The organism is Cohnella herbarum (assembly GCF_012849095.1).
Classification (GTDB): Bacteria; Bacillota; Bacilli; order Paenibacillales; family Paenibacillaceae; genus Cohnella; species Cohnella herbarum.
Window position 1 is genome coordinate 7,675,001 of the sequence record NZ_CP051680.1, and the last position, 26,337, is coordinate 7,701,337.

20 protein-coding genes, 2 rRNA genes and 1 pseudogene (1 of these 23 running past the window's edge) are annotated in these 26,337 nt (G+C 48.7%); 18 read left to right on the plus strand and 5 right to left on the minus strand.

The features are described from left to right. Together HH215_RS32220 and rrf are read left to right on the plus strand one after the other, a co-directional pair. Nucleotides 1–2,074, plus strand: a 23S ribosomal RNA gene (locus tag HH215_RS32220) (it extends 856 nt beyond the left edge of the window). Between the two features lie 123 nt (nt 2,075–2,197). Then, a 5S ribosomal RNA gene (rrf, locus tag HH215_RS32225) occupies nt 2,198–2,314 on the plus strand. 291 nt (nt 2,315–2,605) lie between these two features. Here the strand turns inward: rrf and HH215_RS32230 are convergent. Together HH215_RS32230 and HH215_RS36175 are read right to left on the minus strand one after the other, a co-directional pair. Then, nucleotides 2,606–3,472 (minus strand): annotated as a pseudogene (locus HH215_RS32230) (IS3 family transposase); the annotation flags it as partial. A gap of 8 nt (nt 3,473–3,480) precedes the next feature. Next, entirely contained in the window at nt 3,481–3,777 is a 297-nt protein-coding gene (locus HH215_RS36175) for a transposase (protein WP_169281813.1), read from the minus strand. Nucleotides 3,778–4,236: 459 nt separating this feature from the next. Between HH215_RS36175 and HH215_RS32235 the strand changes: the two genes are divergently transcribed. From HH215_RS32235 to HH215_RS32275, 9 genes are all read left to right on the plus strand, one after another. Next, nucleotides 4,237–5,193, plus strand: coding sequence for an ABC transporter permease (locus HH215_RS32235; protein ID WP_174887649.1), 957 nt, complete (start codon nt 4,237–4,239; stop codon nt 5,191–5,193). 19 nt (nt 5,194–5,212) lie between these two features. Continuing rightward, nucleotides 5,213–6,109, plus strand: coding sequence for a carbohydrate ABC transporter permease (locus HH215_RS32240; protein WP_174887650.1), 897 nt, complete (start codon nt 5,213–5,215; stop codon nt 6,107–6,109). 76 nt (nt 6,110–6,185) lie between these two features. Continuing rightward, nucleotides 6,186–7,898 (plus strand): type 2 periplasmic-binding domain-containing protein, encoded by a 1,713-nt coding sequence (locus HH215_RS32245; protein ID WP_169283631.1) that lies wholly within the window; start codon nt 6,186–6,188, stop codon nt 7,896–7,898. Between the two features lie 81 nt (nt 7,899–7,979). Further along, complete coding sequence (locus HH215_RS32250) at nt 7,980–9,548, plus strand: response regulator (RefSeq protein WP_169283632.1); 1,569 nt, start codon at nt 7,980–7,982, stop codon at nt 9,546–9,548. Nucleotides 9,549–9,605: 57 nt separating this feature from the next. Further along, entirely contained in the window at nt 9,606–11,330 is a 1,725-nt protein-coding gene (locus HH215_RS32255) for a cache domain-containing sensor histidine kinase (protein WP_375140537.1), read from the plus strand. Nucleotides 11,331–11,507: 177 nt separating this feature from the next. Continuing rightward, on the plus strand, nt 11,508–12,380 hold the full coding sequence (locus HH215_RS32260; RefSeq protein ID WP_169283633.1) for a YitT family protein: 873 nt from the start codon (nt 11,508–11,510) through the stop codon (nt 12,378–12,380). A 181-nt stretch (nt 12,381–12,561) separates the two neighbouring features. Further along, nucleotides 12,562–14,028: an ABC transporter substrate-binding protein gene (locus HH215_RS32265; protein ID WP_169283634.1), complete on the plus strand. Its 1,467-nt coding sequence runs from the start codon at nt 12,562–12,564 to the stop codon at nt 14,026–14,028. 121 nt (nt 14,029–14,149) lie between these two features. Further along, a complete protein-coding gene (locus HH215_RS32270) occupies nt 14,150–14,587 on the plus strand; it encodes an NfeD family protein (RefSeq protein WP_169283635.1) in 438 nt (145 codons plus the stop codon). Beyond that, the gene (locus HH215_RS32275; protein WP_169283636.1) at nt 14,584–15,513 is read left to right on the plus strand and encodes an SPFH domain-containing protein; all 930 of its coding nucleotides are present in this window, start codon (nt 14,584–14,586) and stop codon (nt 15,511–15,513) included. Before HH215_RS32270 ends, HH215_RS32275 begins: the two co-directional genes overlap by 4 nt. Before the next feature lie 68 nt (nt 15,514–15,581). Here HH215_RS32275 and HH215_RS32280 read toward each other — a convergent pair whose 3' ends face one another. After that, entirely contained in the window at nt 15,582–16,127 is a 546-nt protein-coding gene (locus tag HH215_RS32280) for a C40 family peptidase (RefSeq protein WP_169283637.1), read from the minus strand. A 166-nt stretch (nt 16,128–16,293) separates the two neighbouring features. Between HH215_RS32280 and HH215_RS32285 the strand changes: the two genes are divergently transcribed. Further along, complete coding sequence (locus HH215_RS32285; protein ID WP_169283638.1) at nt 16,294–16,881, plus strand: guanylate kinase; 588 nt, start codon at nt 16,294–16,296, stop codon at nt 16,879–16,881. A gap of 162 nt (nt 16,882–17,043) precedes the next feature. After that, nucleotides 17,044–19,590 carry a beta-mannosidase gene (locus HH215_RS32290; RefSeq protein ID WP_375140477.1) on the plus strand — a complete coding sequence of 849 codons (2,547 nt, stop codon included), beginning with the start codon at nt 17,044–17,046 and terminating at the stop codon, nt 19,588–19,590. 59 nt (nt 19,591–19,649) lie between these two features. Here the strand turns inward: HH215_RS32290 and HH215_RS32295 are convergent, their stop codons facing one another. Then, nucleotides 19,650–20,546, minus strand: coding sequence for a helix-turn-helix transcriptional regulator (locus HH215_RS32295; protein ID WP_254450634.1), 897 nt, complete (start codon nt 20,544–20,546; stop codon nt 19,650–19,652). Nucleotides 20,547–20,700: 154 nt separating this feature from the next. On the opposite strand from HH215_RS32295, the gene HH215_RS32300 reads away from it, so the two are divergent. Continuing rightward, a complete protein-coding gene (locus HH215_RS32300; RefSeq protein WP_169283641.1) occupies nt 20,701–21,873 on the plus strand; it encodes a Gfo/Idh/MocA family protein in 1,173 nt (390 codons plus the stop codon). Here HH215_RS32300 and HH215_RS32305 read toward each other — a convergent pair. Continuing rightward, on the minus strand, nt 21,835–22,116 hold the full coding sequence (locus HH215_RS32305) for a hypothetical protein (protein WP_169283642.1): 282 nt from the start codon (nt 22,114–22,116) through the stop codon (nt 21,835–21,837). The two genes, HH215_RS32300 and HH215_RS32305, sit on opposite strands and share 39 nt — an antisense overlap. A 270-nt stretch (nt 22,117–22,386) precedes the next feature. Here HH215_RS32305 and HH215_RS32310 point away from each other — a divergent pair, with 270 nt between their 5' ends. The 4 genes from HH215_RS32310 to HH215_RS32325 are packed head-to-tail and all read left to right on the plus strand — an operon-like array spanning nt 22,387 to nt 26,312. Then, a complete protein-coding gene (locus HH215_RS32310; protein ID WP_169283643.1) occupies nt 22,387–23,532 on the plus strand; it encodes a P-loop NTPase family protein in 1,146 nt (381 codons plus the stop codon). Next, on the plus strand, nt 23,495–24,736 hold the full coding sequence (locus HH215_RS32315; protein ID WP_169283644.1) for a TadA family conjugal transfer-associated ATPase: 1,242 nt from the start codon (nt 23,495–23,497) through the stop codon (nt 24,734–24,736). Before HH215_RS32310 ends, HH215_RS32315 begins: the two co-directional genes overlap by 38 nt. Further along, entirely contained in the window at nt 24,733–25,473 is a 741-nt protein-coding gene (locus HH215_RS32320) for a type II secretion system F family protein (RefSeq protein WP_169283645.1), read from the plus strand. Before HH215_RS32315 ends, HH215_RS32320 begins: the two co-directional genes overlap by 4 nt. Beyond that, complete coding sequence (locus HH215_RS32325; RefSeq protein ID WP_169283646.1) at nt 25,470–26,312, plus strand: type II secretion system F family protein; 843 nt, start codon at nt 25,470–25,472, stop codon at nt 26,310–26,312. Before HH215_RS32320 ends, HH215_RS32325 begins: the two co-directional genes overlap by 4 nt. Nucleotides 26,313–26,337 lie beyond the last annotated feature (25 nt).

The following is a 26,337-nucleotide window of genomic DNA, read 5'->3' on the forward strand; positions in this document are numbered from 1 at the left end:
TTCTCCCCGAAATAGCTTTAGGGCTAGCCTCGAGGTGAAGCATCATGGAGGTAGAGCACTGATTGGGTGCGGGGCCCGCCAAGGGTTACCAAGTCCAGTCAAACTCCGAATGCCATGTATGTATACTCGGGAGTCAGACGGCGAGTGCTAAGATCCGTCGTCAAGAGGGAAAGAGCCCAGATCATCAGCTAAGGTCCCCAAGTGTGTGTTAAGTGGGAAAGGATGTGGAGTTGCGAAGACAACCAGGATGTTGGCTTAGAAGCAGCCACCATTTAAAGAGTGCGTAATAGCTCACTGGTCGAGTGACTCTGCGCCGAAAATGTAACGGGGCTAAACACACCACCGAAGCTATGGCAGACGCGCGCAAGCGCGCTTGGGTAGGGGAGCGTTGAATGCGGGTTGAAGTCGTACCGGAAGGAACGGTGGACTGCATTCAAGTGAGAATGCCGGTATGAGTAACGAAAAGACAGGTGAGAATCCTGTCCGCCGAAAGCCTAAGGGTTCCTGGGGTAGGTTCGTCCGCCCAGGGTAAGTCGGGACCTAACGCGAGGCCGAAAGGCGTAGTGGATGGACAACAGGTTGAAATTCCTGTACCACCGTAATCCGTTATGAGCAATGGGGGGACGCAGGAGGAGAACGACGCGAGCTGATGGAATAGCTCGTCCAAGCAGTGAGAGGTGTGTGTAGGCAAATCCGCACACTAATACCTCAAGCTGTGATGGGGAGGGAAAATCATAGTACCGAAGGTCATGTACCCACGCTGCCAAGAAAAGCCTCTAGCCAGGAGAAGGTGCCCGTACCGCAAACCGACACAGGTGGGCGAGATGAGAATTCTAAGGCGCGCGGAAGAACTCTCGTTAAGGAACTCGGCAAAATGACCCCGTAACTTCGGGAGAAGGGGTGCCCCGGTAGTGTGAATAGCACGAGGGGGCCGCAGTGAAGAGGCCCAAGCGACTGTTTAGCAAAAACACAGGTCTGTGCGAAGCCGTAAGGCGAAGTATACGGGCTGACGCCTGCCCGGTGCTGGAAGGTTAAGAGGAGTGGTTAGGGGTAACCCGAAGCTATGAATTGAAGCCCCAGTAAACGGCGGCCGTAACTATAACGGTCCTAAGGTAGCGAAATTCCTTGTCAGGTAAATTCTGACCCGCACGAATGGCGTAACGACTTGGGCGCTGTCTCAACGAGAGATCCGGTGAAATTTTAGTACCTGTGAAGATGCAGGTTACCCGCGACGTGACGGAAAGACCCCATGGAGCTTTACTGTAGCTTGATATTGAACTTTGGTACGGTCTGTACAGGATAGGTGGGAGCCTATGAAGCAGGAGCGCAAGCTTCTGTGGAGGCGCCGTTGGGATACCACCCTGATCGTATCGGAGTTCTAACCTACTACCCTGATCGGGTAGAGGGACCGTGTCAGGCGGACAGTTTGACTGGGGCGGTCGCCTCCTAAAGAGTAACGGAGGCGCTCTAAGGTTCCCTCAGCGCGGTTGGAAATCGCGCGCAGAGTGCAAAGGCATAAGGGAGCTTGACTGCGAGACCTACAAGTCGAGCAGGGACGAAAGTCGGACTTAGTGATCCGGTGGTACCGAATGGAAGGGCCATCGCTCAACGGATAAAAGCTACCCTGGGGATAACAGGCTTATCTCCCCCAAGAGTCCACATCGACGGGGAGGTTTGGCACCTCGATGTCGGCTCATCGCATCCTGGGGCTGAAGTAGGTCCCAAGGGTTGGGCTGTTCGCCCATTAAAGCGGTACGCGAGCTGGGTTCAGAACGTCGTGAGACAGTTCGGTCCCTATCTGTCGCGGGCGTAGGAAATTTGAGAGGGGCTGTCCTTAGTACGAGAGGACCGGGATGGACGCACCGCTGGTGTACCAGTTGTTCCGCCAGGAGCACCGCTGGGTAGCCAAGTGCGGAAGGGATAAGCGCTGAAAGCATCTAAGCGCGAAGCCTGCCTCAAGATGAGATTTCCCAATTCGTAAGACCCCTGGAAGAACACCAGGTTGATAGGCCCGGGGTGGAAGCGCAGCAATGTGTGGAGCTGACGGGTACTAATCGGTCGAGGGCTTATCCTACACGAACTCGTGCGACTTTAGTCGTCACGAATGATGCTAGCAAGACAAATGATACTCACCTTCTTCTGATCGCTTTACTTCGCATCCAGTTTTCAAGGCGCAAGCCTTGAGTTTAAGATCCGGTCTGGTAATAATGGCGGAGGGGTTCCACGCGTACCCATCCCGAACACGACCGTTAAGCCCTCCAGCGCCAATGGTACTTGGACCGCAGGGTCCTGGGAGAGTAGGACGTTGCCAGGCCGGAGAACAAGAAAAGCACCCTTAACCGGGTGCTTTTTGCGTATGTTAGAATTGTCTTGATTCAATCCCCAACCACGACGAAGATAAGGTACTCTCAGTGCGCTACAATTGCCTGATCCCCCAACCGCGACGCAGATAAGGTACTCTCAGTGCGCTACAATTGCCTGATCCCCCAACCGCGACGCAGATAAGGTACTCTCAGTGCGCTACAATTGCTCGATCCCCCATTCGCGACGAAGATAAGATACTCTCTGGACCTCTGTCAAGAAAGTGGACACGCTATAAGAGCGTTTATTTAATACTGGTATAGTACTGGGCTTCGAATTGCGAAGGTGATAAGTAACCTAGCGAACCATGTATTCTCTTACGGTTGTAGAAGAGCTCAATATATACAAACATCTCTTGTTGCGCCTGCGCCTTCGTTTGAAATTTCGTACAGTAAATAAACTCCTTCTTCAGCACGCTGTGGAACGATTCGATACAGGCGTTGTCGTAGCAGTTACCTTTGCGGCTCATGCTTGCTTCCATGCCATATTGCTTTAACCTTTCACGGTATTCATCTGATGCATACTGCGAACCCCGATCAGAGTGGTGTATAAGCCCTTTGGGAGGTTTGTGCGTACTGTATGCCTGATCAAGCGCTGCAAGCACTAAATCGGTTGTCATTCGGTCTGCGAGCTTCCAGCCCACAATCTTACGGGTATATAAATCCAGAACGCTGGCGAGGTACAAACGGCCTTCACGGCACGGTATATAGGTAATATCGGTTACCCAAATCTTGTTAGGTGCAGTCGTCTTAAAATTCTGATTCAGCACGTTTGGTGCTATAGGTTGATCGTGATTCGAGTCAGTGGTGGTCACTCGGAATTTCTTAGATACACAAGAACGTAAACCATTCTCATGCATGATTTTCCCTACTAAACGTTCAGAAACTGTCCAACCTTCTTTTCGTAGAAGTTTTGTGATTTTAGGGCTACCATACCTGTTGTGAGCGTCTAGGAAAAGCCAGGTGATTCGCGCCAATAGCGCTCTGCGACGCTTCTGATAACTGTTCTGGACGGTCTTCTCCAAGAGCCATTTATAGTAACCGCTCCGTGATACACATAGAACTGTGCACATCTTCTCCATTCGAAACTCGGAGCGATGATCTTCGATGAACTGGAACCTTAGTTCCTTTCTTTGCTGAAGATGTGCATGGCCTTTTTTAGGATAGCGATTTCTTCCTTGAGATCCTCAATCGTGCGTTCTTGCTCCATCAGTTGCTTATCTTTCTGGTGAAGGGTCGCACGATCTACAAGCGGTTCATTCTCAAACTTGCGGTACTTGGTCATCCACTGTTTTAACGTACCACTTGGGATGTTTAAATCTTCTCCGATCTGGGGCAATGTCTTTGTCTGTTCCTGAATGTATTTAACAGTCTGTTCTTTAAACTCTTCACTGTAATGCTGTCTCTTCTCACCCATACCGGACACCTCATCTTCTTATTGTTTTTTATTATCTGTTAGTTCTTATGAGGTGTCCACTTTCTATTCTAGCTGCACTCAGTGCGCTACAGATGCCCAATCCCCAACAACGACGAAGATAAGATACTCTGAGTACGCTACAAGTGCTCAATCCCCCACCAGCGACCCAGATAAGATACTCTCACAGACATTTGAATTTCGACAGACTCCCTTCTCACGAATACCAAATATTCTCCGAGAATCGACAAACTCCTTCCCCTATTCCCCCTCGAGCACTATCTTTCATTCCTCACATTGCATGTAAACCCTCAAAACAAACTTTATCAATATTTAACGATGAAAAGCTTAATCTCATTTGAAAAGTATCATTTTTAGTTGATGAGGCAAATTTTATTGGCGCTTACAACCTTATAAAATGAAGGTATGAACGAAAGAAGGAAGGCAGCAGGAGGGGTGGATTTGTCGCAGCTTACGATTAACAAAGAGACCGTAAAAGTAAAAAAGCCGACCAATAATTTCAAGAGATTCCTGAGGCAATGGGATATCCAGCTGATGGTGATCCCGGCGCTGATCGTTATTTTCATCTTTAGTTACATCCCGATGTACGGGGTACTGACCGCATTTAAGAATTACAACATCATTAAAGGGTTTATGGACAGCCCGTGGGTGGGCTTCAAGTATTTCGAACAATTTTTCAATAGTCCCGATTTTTCCAGGGTTATGCGCAACACGGTGATCGTAAGTCTATTGAAATTTTTCATCGGATTTCCGGCTCCCATTTTACTTGCGCTAATGCTAAACGAAGTAAGGCATATGTTCTTCAAAAGATTCGTGCAAACGGTCAGCTACCTTCCTTATTTCTTATCGTGGGTTATCGTTGCGGGATTCTTCACTTCAATGCTTGCTACCGACAACGGCAGCGTGAATATTGCATTGGAAAAGGCGAATCTGATCAACGAACCGATCAATTTCCTCTCCGTGCCGGAGTATTTCTGGACAATCTTGATTACGGCGAACGTGTGGAAAGACATCGGTTTTGCCTCCATCGTGTATCTTGCGGCGATTGCAGGCGTCGACCCCCACTTATATGAAGCGGCGGAGATGGACGGGGCAAGCAAATTCAAGCAAATGTTCTTAATCACGGTGCCATCGATCATGCCGGTCATCATTATTTTCATGATCCTGGCAATGGGAAATCTGCTAAATGCGGGTTTCGAGGATATTTTGTTACTCGGCGTAAATCCGCTTCTAAGAGAAGTTACGGACGTACTGGATACCTATGTGTACCGTACCGGGATTCAGAACGGACGATATGCTTACGCGACGGCAATCGGATTGTTCAAGGCTGTCATTAGCGTGGGGATGCTTATCTTGGCAAACTACTTCGCTCGTCGTTCGGGTAACAGCTTATGGTAGGAAGGAAGCGTGAACATCCGTGAGAAGACTTGGTTACGGAGATCGTACGATGGTTATTGCGATTTATTTTCTCCTAGTACTGCTTGCATTTACAACCTTCTATCCGTTCTGGAACGCGTTGGTTATTTCCTTCAACGAAGGCAAAGATACCGCGCTTGGCGGAATTACTTTCTGGCCCAGAGCTTGGACTTTGGACAATTACGATACCGTATTCAAGGATAAAAGATTGGTAGGCGCCTTCTCCGTTACAATCATGCGGACGATCGTCGGTACGATTACCTCGATTATTGCGACTTCGATACTAGCTTACGGAATGACGAAGAGAGAATTGATCGGCCGCAAGTTTTATATGGTCGTATGCATCATTACGATGTATTTCGGCGGCGGATTGATTCCAACGTACTTGCTCATTCGCGGTATCGGATTAGACAATTCTTTCTGGGTTTACATTATTCCTTCGCTTATAAGCGTCTGGAACATGATTATATTTCGAACCTTCTTTAACGGCTTGCCGGACGGCTTGCAAGAGTCCGCGAAAATCGACGGTTGCGGCAACTGGGGGACCTACTTCCGTATCGTTCTCCCATTGTCCGGTCCCGTCATTGCGACATTGGCGCTATTCACGGCGGTATACCATTGGAACGAATGGTTCTTGCCCAGCATCTACATCACCAACGAAAATTTGATTCCGATTCAGACGTTACTTCAGCAAGTTCTCAATACGAACGTCATAACCGCGAACACATCGGCGTTGGATACGGCTTCGCAAGCGATATTAGGAAGAATGCAGAGCATTACGAGCAAGTCTCTGTCGATGGCAATTATGATGGTGGCCACCGTTCCGATCGTGTGCGTCTACCCGTTCGTGCAAAGATTTTTCGTCAAAGGCGTGTTGATCGGATCCCTCAAGGAATAAGAGGATTGTCTCCCGAGTTTAGAGCAATTTGCTTTAAACATAGATTATACTAAAAAAAGGAAGGGGCATTAAGTAAATGAGAAGCAGAAAAGCTTTACTCGTTTCGGTCGCAGTCCTAATGGTTTTAACGGTTATCCTCGCCGGTTGCGCCGGCAAAAACAACAACGGAGGAAATCAAGCGGCGTCGAACGCCAGCAGTCCTCCTTCGGCAAGCAGCAGCGAAGCGGCACCTAGCGAGAGCGCATCCGAGGAAGCTCCTCCGGCCGATATTTACGAAGTAGGGAAAGAGCCTTTGGAATTTAGTTTCTATGGTCACTATGATTGGTATTCGATGCCGAAATGGGGAGAGGATGCGGCTTCTAAGTGGATCAAAGAAAACAAAAAAGTAAATATCACGGCCGTACAATCCGCAAACAACGCCAAACAAAAGCTGAACACGATGATGGCCGCGAACGATCTGCCGGACGTGATCTGGGCGGATCGCCATTCCGCGGATATCAAATTGCTGATTGAGTCGGATATGCTTGTTCCGTTCGACGACTATATCGATAAATATCCGAACTTGAAAAAATGGTTGAGCACGGAAGCGATTAATATGCTTCGCAGCGACGACGGCAAACTGTATCAGTTTCCGAACTGGTATACCAACCAACCGAACGGTAACGCCGGATATGTCGTAAATAAAAAAATCTACAAAGAGCTCGGTTCCCCTAAGTTGGAAACGACGGATGATTTGTACGAATACCTCAAAGCCGTTAAATCCAAATATAGCGACGTAGTCCCTTTCGAGCCGGAACTCGTTATCGACGGTCAAGGCTTGGATGTGCTGTACACCGCATTCCAAGAAAACGCTCTTAACCGTTGGGTAGGTAATCGCTCGATTCCTAAAGATGGCAAAATGACGTCCGTATTCGAAGATACCGCATTCCGTGAATCCATGCAGTTCGCGGCTAAGCTGTTCCGCGAGAAACTGATGACCCAAGATGCATTAACCCAAACCCGCGATCAAGTGAAAGAAAAAGTATTGAACGGTAAAGTTGCCGTGTACGCAAGCTCTAGTCCGACCGACTTTGCGGCGGAAGCGGACGGCATTCTGTCCAAATCCGATCCGGATGCCGGTTACTTCGTGACATGGCCGATCGCTAAGCCTGGATTGGACAAAAACAAAATCTTCCCCGGAACTTATAGTAAATTAGGATGGAACGTAAGCGTAATTACGAAAGCAGCCGAAAATCCGGAAGCGATCTTCGCATTCCTTGACTGGTACACGGGACCTGAAGGACAACGCGTTCTTATGTGGGGACCTGAAGGCGGATACTGGAATGGTTTAGAGGATGATGGAATTACTCCGATCTTCACGGAGAAATATGCTTCCGACAAAGAAGGTCTTGCTAAGCTGCAAGCTGATTCGAACAATATTTTCTGGAACGGCAACACGGTATTCCTCGATACGACGAAAGCGAAGTACGAGTCGACGCTGCCGATGGAACAGCGCAACTGGAATACGCATTACCAATATGAAGTCACTTGGAAAACGCAAGCGGACGCTACGGAATATTCCGTAAACATGCTTCCTTCCAAAGACTCCGAAGCCGGTATCGCTACTCAAGCCGTTGAAGATATCTTCGACGAGTACAGAGCGAAGGCGCTGTACGGCAAGAACGACGACGATGTTCTCAAAATTCTCGATGAAGCGAACGAAAAAGCATTCGCCGTTGGTTACCAGAAACAGTTGGATTACCAAACGGAAGCATGGCAAGCCAACGTTAAGAAAATGAACGGAAACTAAGACCCGAAAGTCATAGGCAAGGGGAGTATACCTTCGAGTATACTCTCCTTGCCAATATTCATTTTGCAAGGAGGCTGAGTGATGTACAGGGTGCTGCTTGCGGATGATGAAGTACTGGACCTAGAAGGCATGCGTAAGTTCATACCTTGGCGTGAAATGGGCTTGGAAGTCGTCGGAGCGGTAAACAACGGGTTCGCGGCGTGCGAGGTCATCGACAGAGAGCCGATCGATATCCTCGTCACGGATATCCGCATGCCGAATATGTCGGGATTAGAGCTGGCGAAGAGAGCTCTGCAGAAGCAGGAGCATCTAAGAATTATTTTCGTAAGCGGTCATCAGGATTTTAATTACGTAAAACAAGCCATTTCGCTGAATGCGCATGGTTATGTGCTAAAGCCGATGGATGACAAAGAATTAATCGATTCATTAGGCAGGCTCTGTCAGGATCTTAATCAAAAAAAGCGGGATAGGGAAACGGAGCATGCGTTCAAGCAGATGGTTCCGATCGTGAAGAACGAATATCTAATGAAATTGCTGGACGGCGAGATGAATGATTCCTCATCGGAAATACTGGACCATGAGTACGGATTGGACAGTTTAACTTGGCCGGCTAAGGTGGCTATCGTGGAAATCGACGATTATTCATGGAAACTGAACCCGTATAAAGACGAGAAAAGAGATAAGTTAATCGGCAACTTCTACGGCGAATTGTCGAGCGACTTTCATGACTACGGAATCGGGCATGCCTGCAAAATCTCGAAGCAAAGAACGGCATTAATTCTGGACGAGAAGGTTGACCACGAAGACTTAAGAGAACTGATCGCGCGAATAAAGACGACGTTTCCCTTTACGATCACGATCGGCTTGGGCGAATCGGTAAGCGGAATAACCGAATTGCACGTGTCGTATTCCCAAGCCGTCGAAGCTATCGACTCGAAGATGTTCAGGGGGAAAGGCAAATTAATTACGTACGACAAAGTGGGAAGCACGGATATACAAGAGATCAGAAACATGGATGAGCGAGTGGAGGCGATGTTGGCTGCGATGTCGCGGTACGATCTCGTCGGAATTCACGATGAGTTGCACGGGTTATTCCAAACTTCGACGAAGATTGGATCGAGAATAACGATCCATAACTTCGCCATGTACTTAGTCATGAAGCTCAACGAATATTTACGTACCATGAACGAGGATCTTTTCAAATTGCTTGGAATGGAACTCAAAAATCTGGATATTTTGCTGCAATTCGAAACGATCGACGATATTCATAAATGGCTTCGCAATCGGGTATTCGAAATTTCCGAAATTTTATTTACGAAGAAACAAACGAAGAACGGCAAGCTGGTACAGTCCATTCTGGCAAGCGTAAGCGACCGTTTAGAGGATAACATTACGTTACGGGAAGTGGCGGATCAATTCTCGTTCTCTCCCAATTACCTCGGCGTTCTATTCAAAGAGGAAACGGGTCAGAATTTCAGCGATTATATCATTTCGCTTCGAATGGAGAAAGCTCAGCAGCTCTTAAGGGCTACGAATCTAAAAATTTACGAGGTCGCAAGCCAAGTCGGGTACCGTTATTTGCCCTATTTCAGCCGTCAATTCAAAGAGACGATCGGGATGACGCCGCTAGAATTTCGAAGGAAACGCTAATCGGGACGGATCGGAAGGAGAAGGTGGGTGGTGAACGAGAACGCAGCGAGAAAATACATGCCTTTCGGGCATAAGCTTATGCTTTCCTATTCTGCCTTCATCATTATTCCGGTGCTGCTGGTAAGCTATATCGCCAACTCCGTGTTCGTCGATTCCTTTCGCAAACAAACGAGCAGCAACATTCAAGGAACTTTACAGCAGATGAAAGACAATATCATGTATAAAATGGATGACATAAGAAGGGTCTCCGATCTGCTATACTACGACGATACGATAGCGGAAAACCTTCGCCATTACGAAATGGGTTGGGTGACGTACGAAGCGACGAAAAAGCATCTGTTGCCCAGATTCCGTACGGCGAACGAAACGGCGAACATAAAGGCATGGTTGTCTTTTTATTTTCACAATGAATCCTTTAACGAAATTTATAACTTATGGGAAGATTCCGATCCGCTGCTTAGGAATCCAAGAGTGTTAGAGTGGTTCCATATCAAACGAATCTTGGAGAAGGATTGGTACCGTCATTTTCCCGAGGAAAATTACGGGGATACGATGCAATGGGTTAGAATCGAAGACGACGAAAAAGCGGGCCGAATCTCACTGCTTAGAAGATTAGTGGACATTACCCAAAGCGAAATGAAAGAAATCGGAATGCTTCGGATAAGCGTGTATATATCGGATTTGTTCGAAAGCGTAGATTTCAAGAAGATCGGAGAAGGAACGACCATCTTCGTCTTGGATGAAAATCAGCGCATCGTAATCTCCTCCGGATCTCCGGGATTAATGAAGGGCGATGTTTGGAGTAGCTCCGATCAGGGCGAACATCTCGATATTCAGCAAGCTCTGCCGGAGTTGAATTGGAATCTGGTTGCTCTTGTTCCTTCGAAGTTGACCGATGGCGATACGGCCAAAGTACAGAAACTGACCTTGTTTGTTTGCTTAGCGTGTTTTATTATTTTCTCGATCGCGGGTATTTTTATTTCCCGGTTTTTCTCCAAGCGCGTGTCCAAGATCGTATCCGTGTTGGATTCCTTCCAGGAAGGAGAATTCCACAAGCGGATTTTATTCAAAGGCAACGACGAATTTACGAGGATATCGTCCGCCTTGAACGATATGGGATACAATATCGGCGGCCTTATCCGGGAAGTCTATTTGACGAATCTGCAGAAGAAAGAAGCGGAACTGGCTTCCCTTCAAGCTCAGATCAATCCGCACTTCCTATACAATACGTTATCCTCCATCAGTCGTCTGGCAAAATTCGGAGAAGTGGACAAACTGCAGCAGATGGTATTGGATTTGGCCAAGTTCTATCGCCTGTCGCTTAATAACGGAAATAACATTATTTCGATCTATAACGAGTTCGAGCAGGTCAAAGCTTATATCGATATCCAGAAAACGAAATACGAAGAACGAATGCAGATCCATTACGATATCCAAATGGAAATCTTCTATTACGAAACGTTAAAGCTTATTCTGCAACCGTTCGTGGAGAATATACTGGAGCATGCTTGGTGCGGGGATAGCATTAATATTCGGATCACGGGGACGATCGAGAACGGAATCATCGTTCTTCAGATCATCGACGATGGCATAGGCTTTCAGAGGGATACGATTAAACTGATTTTTGGATCGGCAAGCCATACGATTCAAGCGGGATACGGTATTCGCAACGTAGATCAGCGCATTAAGCTGCAGTATGGCCGAGAATACGGCGTGACGATCGCCAGCAGGCCGGGGATCGGATCGACGGTCCGGGTGGCATTCCCGGCGAAAGCCATTTAACCTTGAAACACGGTCGAAAATCCGAAAAACCAGTTCGTTTTTTGACAAAGTCAAAGCGATCCTGTAAGGTCAAACGAGACCTGCGGATCGCTTATTCGCGCTTGTCGACTATTGATTTGAAATTTGCGCAATCTAATCGAATCAAGTTTTTGTCCATCCCGGAGAAGGAGTCTAACAATGCCCAGAAACAAAACACACAAGAAGCCGACTTTCGCCGATTTTCTGAAGAAGTTCATCTTTATTACGATCGGGGCCATATTAATGGCCGTAGCGCTCGAAATTTTCCTCGTTCCGAATGAAATCATCGACGGCGGTATAACCGGTATCTCGATCGTCTTATCGGAGATTACTTCTGTACCCCTCGGTATATTTATATTCGTCATTAACTTGCCATTCCTATTTATCGGTTATAAGCAAATCGGCAAGACCTTCGCCATATCGACGCTGTACGGGGTCGCGGTCATGTCGATTACGACGGCACTGCTGCATCACGTTGAACCATTTACGAACGAGAAAATACTCGCGGTCTTGTATGGGGGGCTGATCCTAGGCTTAGGAGTAGGACTGGTCATTCGTTTCGGAGGCGCGCTGGACGGTTCGGAGATCGTTGCGATACTGTTGTCCAAGAAAATGCGCATTCCCGTCGGACAGATCATTATGTTCATTAACGTATTTATTTTCATCGTTGCCGGTTTCGTGTTCGGCGCGGATTCGGCCATGTATTCCATATTTTCATTTTATATGGCGGCTAAAGTCATGGATATCGTGGTGGAGGGACTCGATGAATCCAAATCGGTTACGATCATTTCCGGAGAGCACGAGGAAATATCCGAAGCGATCATGGACAGATTGGGAAGAAACACGACCTTGATCTATGCCAAAGGCGGCTACACGAAAGAAGATACCCAGATGATCTATTGCGTCGTGACCAGGCTTGAAGTGGCGAAGCTGAAAGCCGTCGTGCACGAAATCGATCCTAAAGCCTTCATCTCCATTCAGAACGTCGCGGACGTATTGGGCGGAAATATCGAGAAGAAAAGCATTCATTAAGCTCGATATCGGAATTTGGAAGCCTGTCTCTACAAGGGATGGGCTTTTTTTTGATACCATTTAACGATTGTTTACAGTATTCGATTATATTAAGAAAGTTTATGAAAAATTTAAGGTACAGGCTGTAGAAATTGGTATATATTAGGGTGGGTGGTACTTAAATAGAGGGGAGAAATTTGTTTTGAGAAAAATATTATCGATGTTAATGGTCTTCGTAATGGGAATCGCGCTCCTGAGCGCTTGCGGCGGAGGGGGCGGTAAAAGCAAAGACGAATTAGCTCCGCTGGGCAAAGACGAGGAAGCCAAAATCAAAGTGATGTTCTGGGATAGCAATTATTTTTTTCAGGAGTACGGAAACGTATTTAATTTTAAATTCCCGAATATCGAAATCGAAGTCGTTAATATGCAATCTATCTATAGCGAGAATTCGACGGAAACGATGGAAGAAAGATTCGATAAGTTTATTGAAGAAAATAAACCGGACGTACTATTGTTGCAAGGGGATCAGTACGAGAAGTATGCGCAGGACGGAAAGCTATTCCCGCTTGATTCGGTCATCGAACAGGATGAATTCAATCTGGAGGGCGTTCACCCGGCGATCCTTAAGATCCTGAGGGAGCAAGGGGGCGGCAAGCTGTACGGTTTGACCCCCGAGTTCTCGAGCGCAGCCATTTTCTATAATATCGATTTGTTTAACAAACACGGCGTAGAGCTTCCTAAGGACTCGATGAGTTGGGAAGAAATATTCGAGCTTGCCAAGCGGTTCCCGCAGAATGGGGATAAGGATAAGAGGATTTACGGCTTATCGACGGATACCTACTTAACGGTTGACAATCTGATCCAAACGATCGGCACGGCACAGGATCTCAGAATTCTGAACTCCGATGCGACGGATCTCAATATCAATACGGATTCTTGGAAAAAGGTATTTCAAACGACGGTAGATGCAGCGAAGTCGGGCGCGCTTTATGTTCCGAAGGAGGAAGACCGCAATTACAATTTCACTAGCATGGAAGATATGTACAAGCAGAACCTGTTCATTATGGGTAGATCCGCTATGGCTTTCAAGTATAGTTATGAGGTTCAGCAGATCATGCAAGCGAAAGAGCAACTGAAGGACGTAACTCCGGTGAATTGGGGCATCGTTACGGCGCCCGTAGACCCGAACAACCGGAACCAGAGCAGCTACTTCAACCTAGGCAATACTTTTGCCGTAAGCTCGAACTCGGGAAGTACACGCGCCGCTTGGGAATTCGTAAAATTCGTGAACAGCGACGAATTCGCCAAGATGAAGTCCAAATCCAGTAACGGCAATTTATTGAGCCGGACCGAGCACAACGCGGACAAGGACGGCCGGAGTATGGAACCGTTCTTCAAGCTTGAACCGAAGGCGAATACGAATAGCGAGTATACGAAAGCTCCTACCAGCTTCTTCGGAGCGTTTTCCACCCTAGTCAAGGCGGAAGTCGATGCCGTAATGGCGGACAAGAAGTCGGTGGAAGAAGCAGTGACGACCGTTCAAGAGAAAGGCCGAGAAGAATTAATCAAGGCGAAAGAGGCGGCCAAGAAGGAAAGTCCATCTCCTTCGGCATCGTCATCGGATTCGGAAGCGAGTTCGTCGCCTTCGGAATCTGCTGCCAATCCGTAATCCTTAATCATAAATCGAAGCTCTCTATCGGGTTTAAACCCCTGTAGAGAGCTTTTTTGTTGTCATATCGGGGGATCGGGATCGTAAACATGTAAGAAGGGTCCGTTGAGGAGGGAGAGAGATGGAATGGTGGGCGATCTGGCTCATTGTTGCCGGCGTTTTGTTCATCGCGGAAATGTTGACGTTAACATTTTATTTGCTCTGGCTTGGAATCGGCGCCTTGATCGCTGTCGCTGCCGCTTTGATTTCTCCAGACGGAATCTATATTCAAGCATTAGCCGGCGGGATCGCCGCGCTTGCGTTAACCGTGTTCACCAAGCCGTTAACGCGCAGATTTCGACAATCGCGAGGGTATCGGGACGCTATCGAGGAGCTTGTCGGTAAGCAAGGAATCGTGGTGGAGTCCATCTCTCCCGGCAACCCTGGCATCGTAAAGGTAGGCAGCGAATCTTGGAGCGCGACTTCAATCGAATTATTACTTAAAGACGATCAAGTCAGAGTCATCAGTAGAGGGACAACCGTACTGGAAGTTCAAAAATGGGGAGGTTCTACGGAATGATTTACGTCGTGTTTCTCGTTTTAATCGTTATTGTATTTATCGTTATTTTATCGATTAAGATCGTTCCTCAGCAAAGAGTTGGCGTCGTGGAAAGACTCGGCAAATACAATCGGTTATTAACGCCGGGAGTCAACGTGCTCGTTCCGTTCATCGATAACGTCCGCGTATATCATGATCTGCGCATTCAACAGGCGAACGTTCCTCCGCAAACGGTGATTACGAAGGATAACGTTCAGGTACAGATCGATACGATCATCTTCTATCAGATCGTTGCCCCGGATCAGGCTACATACGGCATTTCGGACTATGTATACGGGGTTCGCAACATTACGACGGCTACGTTGCGTCAGATTATCGGGAATATGGAACTGGATGAGACGTTATCCGGAAGAGAAAGAATTTCGTCCAACATTCGGTTAGCTTTAGACGAGGCCACGGAAAAGTGGGGCGTACGCATCGAGCGGGTCGAGGTGCTCGACATTAAACCGCCGACGGACATTCAAGAAGCGATGGATAAGCAAATGAAAGCCGAGCGAAGCAAACGCGCGATCGTCTTGGAGGCGGAGGCGGCGAAACAAGATTTGATCTTGCGCTCCGAAGGCGACAAGCAGAGCAAGATTCTTAAAGCGGAAGGAGAGAAGGAGGCGCGGATTCGGCAAGCCGAAGGCTTGCGTCAGGCGCAGGAGCTGGAAGCGATCGGTCAAGCCAAAGCGATCCAAGCGGTAGCGGAGGCGGAGAAGATCAGAATCGAATTGCTAAGATCCGCCGGGTTGGATGAGAAGGTGCTGGCGTACTATTCGTTCGAGGCGCTGGGCGAGATCGCCAAGGGGCCGTCGAATAAGGTATTCCTTCCCGTAAGCGCCGTGGATACGCTGGGCAGTATCGGTGCGATTGGAGAAGTATTCAAAGCTAAGAAGTCGGAATAGCCATTGTCTAATAAGACTTCAATCGAATAGGAATCCCCGCACGGCAAGCCGGCGGGGATTCGTTATCGTTATACTACTCTGCGAGCCGTAATATAACGCTTAGAATATTTGCTCAAGTCGCTGATAATAACGCCGTTTACCGAGCCGCCTATCGTGTTCTGAATAAATTTGCCGCCGCCGATGTAAATTCCGACGTGGTTGACTTTTCCTGGCGTTGCGACGCTGAAGAACACTAAATCGCCTTTTTTCAGGTTGCTTTTCGAAACATATACGCCTTGCTTGCTTTGAGCGCTAGAGCCCCATTTCAAGTTAATCCCTTGCTTCCCGAACACGTATTTCGTGAACGAGGAGCAGTCGAACCATAGCTTGCTCGGGTTGTTAACCCCGAATTTGTATTTTACTTTGCCCATCAGGCTTTTCGATAGCGATATAACCTTGTCGATCTTTTGCGCGGAAGTCGCGCTTGCCGTGGCTACGCTTTCTTGGACCGCCGCATTCGAAGATTGGGTTGCCGCGTATGCTGAATGTTGACCGGAAACACCGATGCCCGTAGCGATAACCGCGAAGCAAGCGGCGCCGATAATCAGTTTTTTGAATTGGTTAATGTTAGTCATATGAATCCTCCTCTAGGTGATCTAGGTGACAAATGGAAGTATAGCACAGGGCTTGTCCTAAAATAGGAAACTAAGGGGTTCTTAATATTGGGAATATGTGGTACAATAATCTGACAATTCTGCCTATTCGTTTGATCATTATTTGTTGAAGAGGGAGATGGTGGGGATGTACGAACGGGAAGAACGGAAGAAAATTATCGTATTTACGGGTCCGGATGGATCGGGACGAAAGTCGGTAGCGGAAGCGGTCGGCCAAACCTTCGGAATGGAGAAGATCATTTCCTTCGTCACCCGGCTACCCAGACCAGGGGAAGTAAACGGGCAAGATTATCATTTCATTGCTCATGCAACGTATAGGGAAATGGAGGAGCAAGGAGAATTTCTCGAAAGCGTTGAGATTGACGGTAATTTATATGGAATACGCAGCTTGGACATCGAAAATAAATTCAGCCATCATGACTCTGTTTATTTGATTCTGAATCGCGAAGGCGCAAGCATTCTGAAGAAAATTTACGGGGATATGGTGATTCGTCTATTCCTCTATGCAGATCGCAGAACAATAGAGCAACGCGAACGTTCGCGTGGTTTGGCGGAAGACGTCATTGCTAAGCATCTGAGTCATTATGATCTCGAGATGAGTTATCGCGGTTCTTGCGAGCATGCTTTCGAGAATTACGATTTGGGGCAAACCACGTACGAGATCACGAACGCGCTCGAACAGTACTTGCAACGCGATTTAGTGGATAAGGATTAGGGAAGCTAGATGAAGCCGCTCATAAAATAGAAATCGAAACCGTCAGATCAACCTGACGGTTTTTTCTTGCGTGGATTCCTCTATGCGTATTTTAATTTGTTATATGTATGATATAATTTTAGCATAACAATAACTAACTTTTATACTAACGGAGGAATGGGAATGTCTGAATTTAGTTGGGCAATCGCCGACTGGAAATTCAAAGCATGCGAAGATCCGAGCTGGTTGCCTGCACGAGTACCGGGATGCGTTCATACGGATTTGTTGAGAAACGGACTAATCCCGAACCCCTTCGAAGGAGCGAACGAGAAGCAACTTCAATGGATAGATCGCAAGGATTGGGAGTATGTATCCGAATTTGACGCTCCACCGGAACTGCTCGCTCATTCCCAAGCGGAAATCGTATTTGAAGGATTAGATACCTATGCCGAGGTATATTTGAACGATATTCATCTGTTATCGGCGAACAACATGTTCCGTACATGGAAGCTTAACGTGAAAGCTCATCTTCGCGCGCATGGCAATCGTCTAAGGATCGTCTTTCGTTCGCCGATCAATGAAGGACTTGTTAAGCTCGAAGCTAACGGATTCGGTTATCCGGCATCGAATGACGATTCTATCACGGGCGGATTGGGGGATACGAAGCTAAGCGTATTCTCGCGGAAAGCCCCCTATCACTTCGGCTGGGATTGGGGACCGAGATTCGTCACCAGCGGCATTTGCAAGGATATTACCCTCGTTGGCTGGACAGGCTACCGAATAACGGATTTATTCATTTATCAGAAGCGGGTCACGACCGAAATCGCGAGCGTTCTCGCGATCGTGGAAATACAATCGGAGATTGCCGGTAAGGCAGAGATATCGGTTCTTGCGAACGATGGACAACGTTGGGCGCAAGAAGCGGTCATCGTTCCCGGAAGCCAAACGGTGGAAGTGGCATTGGAAATCGCGAATCCGAAGCTGTGGTGGAGCAGAGGGTTAGGAGAGGCTAACTTGTATTCCTTCGAAGCTTCGATTCGCGCTTTGGATCTATCGCCGGCGAGCAGATCGGTTCGAACGGGACTTCGCTCGTTGAAGCTGATCCGTAAACCGGACGATCGAGGAACTTCGTTTTATTTCGAGCTGAACGGAATTCCGGTCTTCGCCAAAGGCGCCAACCATATCCCGAATGATAGCTTTATTAACGATGTCACTTTCGAACGGTATCGCCATGAAATCGCGAGCGCCGCCGCTTCGAATTTCAATATGCTTCGAGTGTGGGGCGGAGGCATATACGAGGAAGATATATTCTACGACTTGTGCGATGAATACGGCATTCTCGTATGGCAGGATTTTATGTTCGCATGCAGTATGTATCCCGGCGACGAGGCTTTCTTAGATAACGTTCGCGGCGAAGCGGCCGACAATATCAGAAGGCTGCGCAACCATCCGAGTATCGCGTTATGGTGCGGAAACAACGAAATCGACGGGGCGTGGTCGCACTATAAAGAAGACGCGGGATGGGGATGGAAACAACAATATTCGCATGAACTTAGGGAGAAAATATGGGCGGATTACGAAGAGCTTTTCCACGGATTACTTCCCGGGATCGTCGCGGAATTAGCACCCGAAACGGATTATTGGCCGTCCTCGCCAATGCAGGCGATTACGAACGATGCCGAACAACACGCGACGAACGATTCTTCTCATGGGGATATCCATTTTTGGGCGGTTTGGCATGCTTCGGAGCCGTTCGAGAATTATAAGTTAAATGTCGGCCGGTTCATGAGCGAATACGGATTTCAATCGTTCCCCGAATACAAAACGGTTCGCACGTACGCGAATGAGGAACAGATGGCACTGGATTCCGAAGTCATGCTGCATCATCAGAAGAACGGTCGGGGCAATTTCTTGATTAAAGAGTACTCCGACAAATACCTCAGCGAGCCGAAAGATTTCGTTTCGTTCCTCTACTTGAGCCAAGTGCTTCAAGCCGAAGGGATGAAGATGGCGATCGAAGCCCATCGGAGAAACAAGGACTACTGCATGGGGACGTTGTATTGGCAGATGAACGACTGTTGGCCGGTTGCCTCGTGGTCCAGCATGGATTATTTGGGCAGATGGAAAGCGGTTCAGTATTACGCTCGCCGAAGCTATCGCGACTTGATGTTATCGATCGATCAGAATGGGGAAACGGTGGAATTCCATGCCGTCTCTGATATTCCGGAGTCGCTCTCGGGTACTTTGGAGTGGAGCCTATACGACTTCGAAGGTCGTTTGTTGGAGCAAGCGGAATATCCGATTGAAGTGCCGGCGAATAAGGCGGTTAAATTATTGGATTGGCCGGTTAAAGATCGGGCCGTCAAATACGATCCTTTGCGGACGGTATTGATCGGAAGGCTCATTCAAGAAGGCACGGTGCTGGATCGCAAGGAGCACTATTTCGAATACCTGAAGCATCTGGCGTTAGCGCCGGAACCGGCAATTGAAGTTACGGAAGTCGAAGGCTCCTCGGGTTCGACATTCGTCGTAAAAGCAAGGGGGTTTGCGAAGCAAGTGTGGCTGCAATCGGAGGAAGAGGGCGTATTCTCCGATAATTTCTTCGATCTCGTGCCGGGGATTCCGCAGACGGTGCAGTTTATGAAGAGAGGCGCGGGCAATGCGGCCTTTGGTCCGGCCTCGCCAGGTAAGCTCGAGGTTTCGTCGATGATCGATTATATCAAACGGTAATCGCAACAACAATAACCGCAGTTCTCGGTGCAATAGCCGGGGTTGCGGTTATTTGGCGTTTATAGAATATTGCACATTTTTCGATACTCTCGCGGGGAGACGCCTTGCCATCTTTTGAAAATGTGGCTGAAATGATGCAAGCTGTCGTATCCGACGTGTTTGCCGATCGTTTCTACTTTCATATCGGTTTCCCTTAAACCTCTTTTGGCTTCTTGATGACGCAAGTGTTGAAGATATTGGTTGGGCGTCATGCTGTAGGTTTCTTTGAATATACGAATAAAATGGTCCTCGCTGACGCTGAGACGATGCGCCATCGTCGCATTGTTCCATTGCAAATGGAGTCCGTTGTTCAACTCGTCGATTAAGTCGTTAAGCATGACGTGATACGGTGAGGGTAATGTCCGTTCCGGCATGGGCTGCAGTCTATATAAAGCCGAAAGAATCAGCATCATCGCGCCGTTGCAAGCGATTTCGAATCCGGGGCGACAAGTCGTGAATTCTTCGCAAATGAACTCCATCCACTTAACGATCTCGACGGGAATGGAAGCATACCGACGGGCAAGCATCGGTTCTCCGTTCGCGCTTACGGGCATGGAGCAGATAGCTTCCGGATAAACCTTGTCCTCATCGACGACGATGTAAATATCCGGGGTAATTTCGAATTCATCGTAAAAGTCGAAATGAATGCCAAGCAATGCCGCGCCGGACACGGGCGTAATTTCGATCAAATGAGGGACGGCCGACGGGAGGAACAGCAGGTCTCCGGGAGAGTAAACTCTCGATTCCTTCTCATCGTGGAATGCGACTCTCATTTCCCCGGAAATGACATACATAATCTCGAAGTCGTACAGTCTCCTTGTTACGCCGTCCGTTTGCGAAACGTATTGCCTCTGCGCCCAATGAATGCTTGGTCGTATTTCATTGCTGTTGAGTAATCTTGTGTTGGAATTTTCCACGTTCAAATCGAATGCCACCTTCGCAATTGAAAAGATCGATTATATACAACTTCACATCGAATTCGGACAAATACTTAGCCATATCAGTATGATATCATTCAGAATATAGATCGACAATAAACAAGTTTGCGGAAAAGATGAAAGGGTGTTAGCGATGAAAATCGGAATAATCGGCTATGGCTTGAGGATAAGTAGCTTATTCAGGAATATCGCGGAGACCGATCCCGAGTGCCGTATCGTCGCGATTGCGGACCCGCGCAAAGACGAGCTCCGATCGAGCTTCGAGGGAAATGCCGATGGCATCCGCTTTTTCGATGATGCGGACGAAATGCTAAGCAACGTGCAATTGGACGGGGTCGTCATCGGAACTCGCTGCAACCTTCATACGGAGATGGCTTTGAAGGTTTTGAAGCTCAATTTGCCGTTGTACCTGGAAAAGCCGGTCGCTACGAACTACGAGGATTTATTCCGGTTGAAAGCCGGTTACGAGGCTTCGAAATCGCAAGTTGTCGTCTCGTTTCCTCTCAGGAACACGCCTCTGGTCAAACTTGCTAAGGAAATCATCGATTCTGGGAAAATCGGAACGGTAGAGCATGTGCAAGCGGTGAATAACGTTCCTTACGGCGGGGTTTATTACCATAGCTGGTATAGGGACGAAAAGATAACCGGCGGGTTATTCTTGCAGAAGGCGACGCATGATTTCGACTATATTCAGTATTTGCTCGGCCTGAAACCCGTCTCGGTATGCGCGATGAAATCAAAGCAGATCTTCAAGGGTCACAAGCCGGCCGGTTTAAAGTGCGCGGATTGCGAAGAGCGGCATACTTGCGAGGAGAGCACGATTAAGCCTGTTAATCGGGAGCGAGGGGAATATTGCAGCTTTGCCGTGGATACCGGGAACGAGGATTCCGGAAGTGCGCTGCTACGATATGAGTCAGGCATGCACGTGAACTATTCGCAAAATTTCTTCGCCCGAAGGGGAGCGGAGAAGCGAGGCGCAAGACTGCTGGGTTATAAGGGCACGCTGGAATTCGATTGGTACACGGGCGAATTAAATGTATATATGCACCATGAGCCTAAGGTTGAAACGCATCGATTCGATTTGAATGCTCTGGACGGGCATGGAGGGGGCGACGGAATATTAGTTCGCAATTTTATTCAGACGATGCGCGGAGCGGAAAAGTCGGCTACGACGCTGGATGATGGATTGTTGAGCGCTTTATTATGTTTGAAGGCGAAAGAGTCCGCGGAAACAAATACTTTTCAGAATGTGGAGTGGAACGCGGAATTAATCCCCTCCGCCACCCCCGCCTCCGCCACCGTCTGATCCGCTGCTCCCACCGCTATCGGAGATACCTCCGCCATGGGAATCATTGCCGTGGTTGGAATGATGGTTGTGGTGATGGTTATGATGGTGATGGTTTTGGTGATGGTGATGGCTCGAGTTTGTATCGAAGTTGCTGGAGCTGTTGTGATAGTTCGAGAAGTTACGACGCTTGCTAGAGCGCGTATCATTGCGGATTAGAAGCGCAACGATGATAATGACGCCGATCACGATAAGAAACGTCATGATATAACCTCCAATTGTCGTAGATTAATTATGTTCTATTGTACACGATTTTCTGGCGGAAGAATGGAAAATATACGACAATCCCTGACGAGTAAATCGAAAAAAATCGGTTGTTGACGAATATGGAAACTCATGGTATCTTATCTCTACATTCACAAAAGTTGACTTTTTGAACTACCTTTAAAGGTTAGGCGGAAGCACCGCAAATTCTGACGTTAATTCGTCGGAGTTTGCGGTTTTTTTGTATTCATCGGACAGGAGGTCGAGAGGATGAAAAGAGTCGTGTTAGCGGCATCGGAGCGTGAATATGCCGCCAAGCTTGCCGAGTATTTGAGGGAAGAGGAACCGGGGTGGGATATCGCGGCGTATACGCATGCCAGCGCATTGCGAAGAGAACTGTTTGAGGATCGTTCGGTGGAATTGTTGATCGGCCAACCGAGCTTATTGTATGAAACGGCAGACGCAATCGATAAGGCCGGGAAAATTCTAGCGCTGGTGGAGGAGAGGGGAACAAGCGGCGGTCCTTGGCAGGAGGTCATTCAGTTTCAACCTTTGCCGGCGATCCTCTCAGCTATACGAGACGGACTGGGCACTGTTTCCGCAAGTCCGCCGCCGGATTGTCAGGTGTTGACGTTGTTCTCCTCATCGGGCGGAGCGGGTAAATCAACCGTCGCGTTAAATCTGATACGGCAAGCGGGAGAGCGAGGATTACGCACGTTTTATTTGAATTTGGAGGCATTGAACGCGACATCCTTACTGTTCGGTAAAGGCGAGCCGGATAGCCTGTCACGACTGTTATATGCGCTGCAGACGCATCCGGAACAGGGCGACGCCTTGCTGAATCGGCTATGCCGTCATCAGCCGTATCTGCGAACCGATTATTTAGACGCTCCAGACCACCCCGGAGAAAGACTGGCTCTGACTCCCGAGCTGACTGAAATGCTCTTGGAGAAAATCCGCTCGACCGGAAAATACGATTTGATCGTAATCGATCCGGATTCGGGGGCTGGAGAGTGGTATCGCAAGCTGCTCGAAGCAAGCGATAGAATCGTCTGGCTCCTGCTCGACGATACTCAGATGCTAATGAAGAACGAGAAGCTGCTTCGATATTGGCAAGGGCAGATGGAGAAAGACGAGATCGTGCACAAGCTGATCTTCGCCGTAAATAAAGGAAACGTGGGAGGACTTGTAAACCACTGGAGTTTATCGGGCGGTTCTCCGCCTTCGATATTACCGTACGTTCCGCAATGGAAAGCCATCGACCAGCCGGGACGGCTATTAGCCTCCCCCGCATTCTCCGGTGCCGTCGATCGTTTGATGGATAGACTGGCGCTCGGCGGAAACGTTCCGGACTCGGGAAGGAAGAGGGAGGAAAGACATGGCATTCAGCGGACTCACGCAAGGGGAGCTGTCTGAGCTAAGGGATGCCGTTCGATCGCGTCTATCGTGGGACAGTTCCGTGACGGATGAAGAGCTGAGACAGTTGATCGAGAGCGAGCTGTTTCGTAGGGAACGGACGCGTCAAATGACGGCAGCCGAGCGAAAGGCCGCGGTAATGAGATTGTTTCATTCTTTTCGCGGCTTGGATGCTTTGCAGCCGTTGTTGGAGGATCAAGAAATTACGGAAATCATGATCAATTCCCACGATGAGATCTATATCGAGAGAAGAGGGGAACTGAGCGCGGTTAATGTAGGTTTCGATAGCTCGGAAAGATTGGAGGATTTGATCCAAAGCATGGTGGGACGAGTGAATCGGATCGTAAACGAAGCTTCCCCGATAGTCGATGCTCGCTTGCCGGATGGTTCCAGGGTACATGTCGTCTTGCCGCCGATCGCTTTGAAAGGTCCGACCGTTACGATTCGACGATTCCCGCGGAACCCGCTCGGTATGAAAGATTTAATCGAACGGGAGGCCCTTTCGGAAGAGGCGGCCGAATTTCTTCGCCGGATGGTTACGGCGAAATACAACTTATTCATTAGCGGTGGAACCGGATCGGGCAAAACGACTTTCCTTAACGCATTGTCCCAATGGATTCCGTCGGATGAACGGGTGATCACGATCGAAGATGCGGCGGAGCTGCAAATCAGAGGGGTGACGAACTTAGTCTCCTTGGAAACGCGCAATGCGAATAGCGAAGGTAAAGGTCAAATCGGGATCCGAGAACTGATTCGCGCGTCGCTGCGCATGCGGCCCAATCGAATCATCGTCGGAGAAGTTCGTGGCGCTGAGGCTCTCGATATGCTGCAGGCAATGAATACGGGGCATGAAGGCAGCTTGTCTACGGGACATTCCAACGGCGCCAAGGATATGATTTCCCGGCTGGAAACGATGGTGCTCAGCGGAGCCGACTTGCCCGTAAGCGTCATTCGTCAACAAATCGCCTCGGCTTTGGATGTCGTCATTCATCTGAGCCGCTATCGCGACTCCTCTCGAAGAGTGGCGGAAATCAGCGAGGTTACCGGGATAAGAAATGGCGAAATCGAGCTCAGCACGTTGTTCCGTTTTGAAGAGACGGGGGAACGCAACGGCAGAATCGTCGGTCGGCTGCTGCCGGTCGAGTCTTTACGGGACCAACGTAAGCTTAGGGAAGCCGGATTAATCGGGAGGGAGGGGCCATGACCGACTATGGGATTTATCGGCTTAGCGTCTTGGAACGAACTTGGGCGATCGGATTCGGAAGTCTGTTCTGCTTCGCGGCAATCTGGCTGATGTACCGAAATCCTTACATTGCCTTGGTTGCGGCTCCTCTAGGGTTGCTGTATCCGCGTTTATATGCGAGCACCTTATGCAGGAAACGGCGGGAGAAGTTACGACTACAATTCAAGGATGCCCTGCAGGCTTTGTCGTCGTTGCTGTCCGCTGGGAGGTCGGTTGAAAATGCTTTTATGTCCTTGGAGAACGATCTGGTTCTTCTAATCGGTGATACGCAGTCCGATTTAATGATGGAGCTTAGAGCGATCACCAATCGATTAAATAACGGGGAACAGTTGGAAGCGGCATTGCAGGATTTCGCCAATCGTTCAGATCTGGAGGAGGTGAGGAACTTCGCCGAAGTGATCAAGATTTGCAAGAGGGCCGGAGGGGATTTAGTCGAGGTTGTCCGCAGAACCTCGCAGCTCATTAGCGAGAAACTGGAGGTAGAGCTTGAAGTTTCCGTGCTTATTTCCCAGAAGAAATTCGAATCTAAAATCATGATGGGGATGCCGTTCGCTTTCGTAGGGATACTCGGGTTCATGGCGGCCGATTATATGCAACCGCTCCATGAAGGGATGGGGATCTTATTGCTGACGGTATGCTTGCTCCTGCTGACGGGTTGCAGTTGGTGGATGCTGCGGATCATGGATATTAGGCTATGAGCGGGTGGGCTATGGTGCTTTACAGTGCTGTTTTGTTGGCTCTATATGGAGTGCTGACCGTTCGGGCATTGAGCATTCGAAGGAAAGAACGGTTTCGGCCGAACGTGGATCCATTCGTCGTCCTTCTGAGTTATCGTCCTTTATGGAATAAATTGCAGCCGTGGATGAACAAGTTGAGAATCCCGTTGGCCTTATTGAACGGAGGAACCTGTACTCTGGAAACGTTGATCGGATGGTCCGCCGAGAGTATCGGACTAGCCTATCTCACCTTGATGGTAACCGGATTTCTGGCCATCGGCGCGGAAAACCCGGCTTTGCTTTTCGTAGGCGCGATTCTCGCGGGAATCCTGCCGGCCTTACGCGCGAAAGAGCTTTACGGCAAAGTGAAAAAGCGACATCAGTCGATCGTCATGGAATTGCCGGAATTGCTTAGCAAGCTGCTGCTCATGGTTAACGCGGGGGAGAACGTGATGAGGGCGTTAGCTCGTACCGTGGAACAGAAGCAAGGAATCCAGCATCCCCTTTACGTTGAATTGAATTCAGCGCTCGAAGGATTGAAACGCGGAGAGAGTCTATCTATTGCGCTGGAGGAGATGGGGAGAAGATGCGCCGTGCCCGAGGTGAAGCTGTTCGCGACGACGTTGCTCATCAATGCCAGAAGAGGAGGGGATGCATTCGTGCCCGCGTTGCGCGAATTAACTAGGCAAATGTGGGACAAGAGAAAAGCGATCGCCCGTACGCTTGGGGAGCAAGCCTCTTCAAGACTCGCTTTTCCGCTAACGATCGTCTTTTTGTTGATCATGGTTTTAGTAGGTGCGCCAACGGTATTCATGATGTAAGCCAACACTATTATCGAAGGGATGA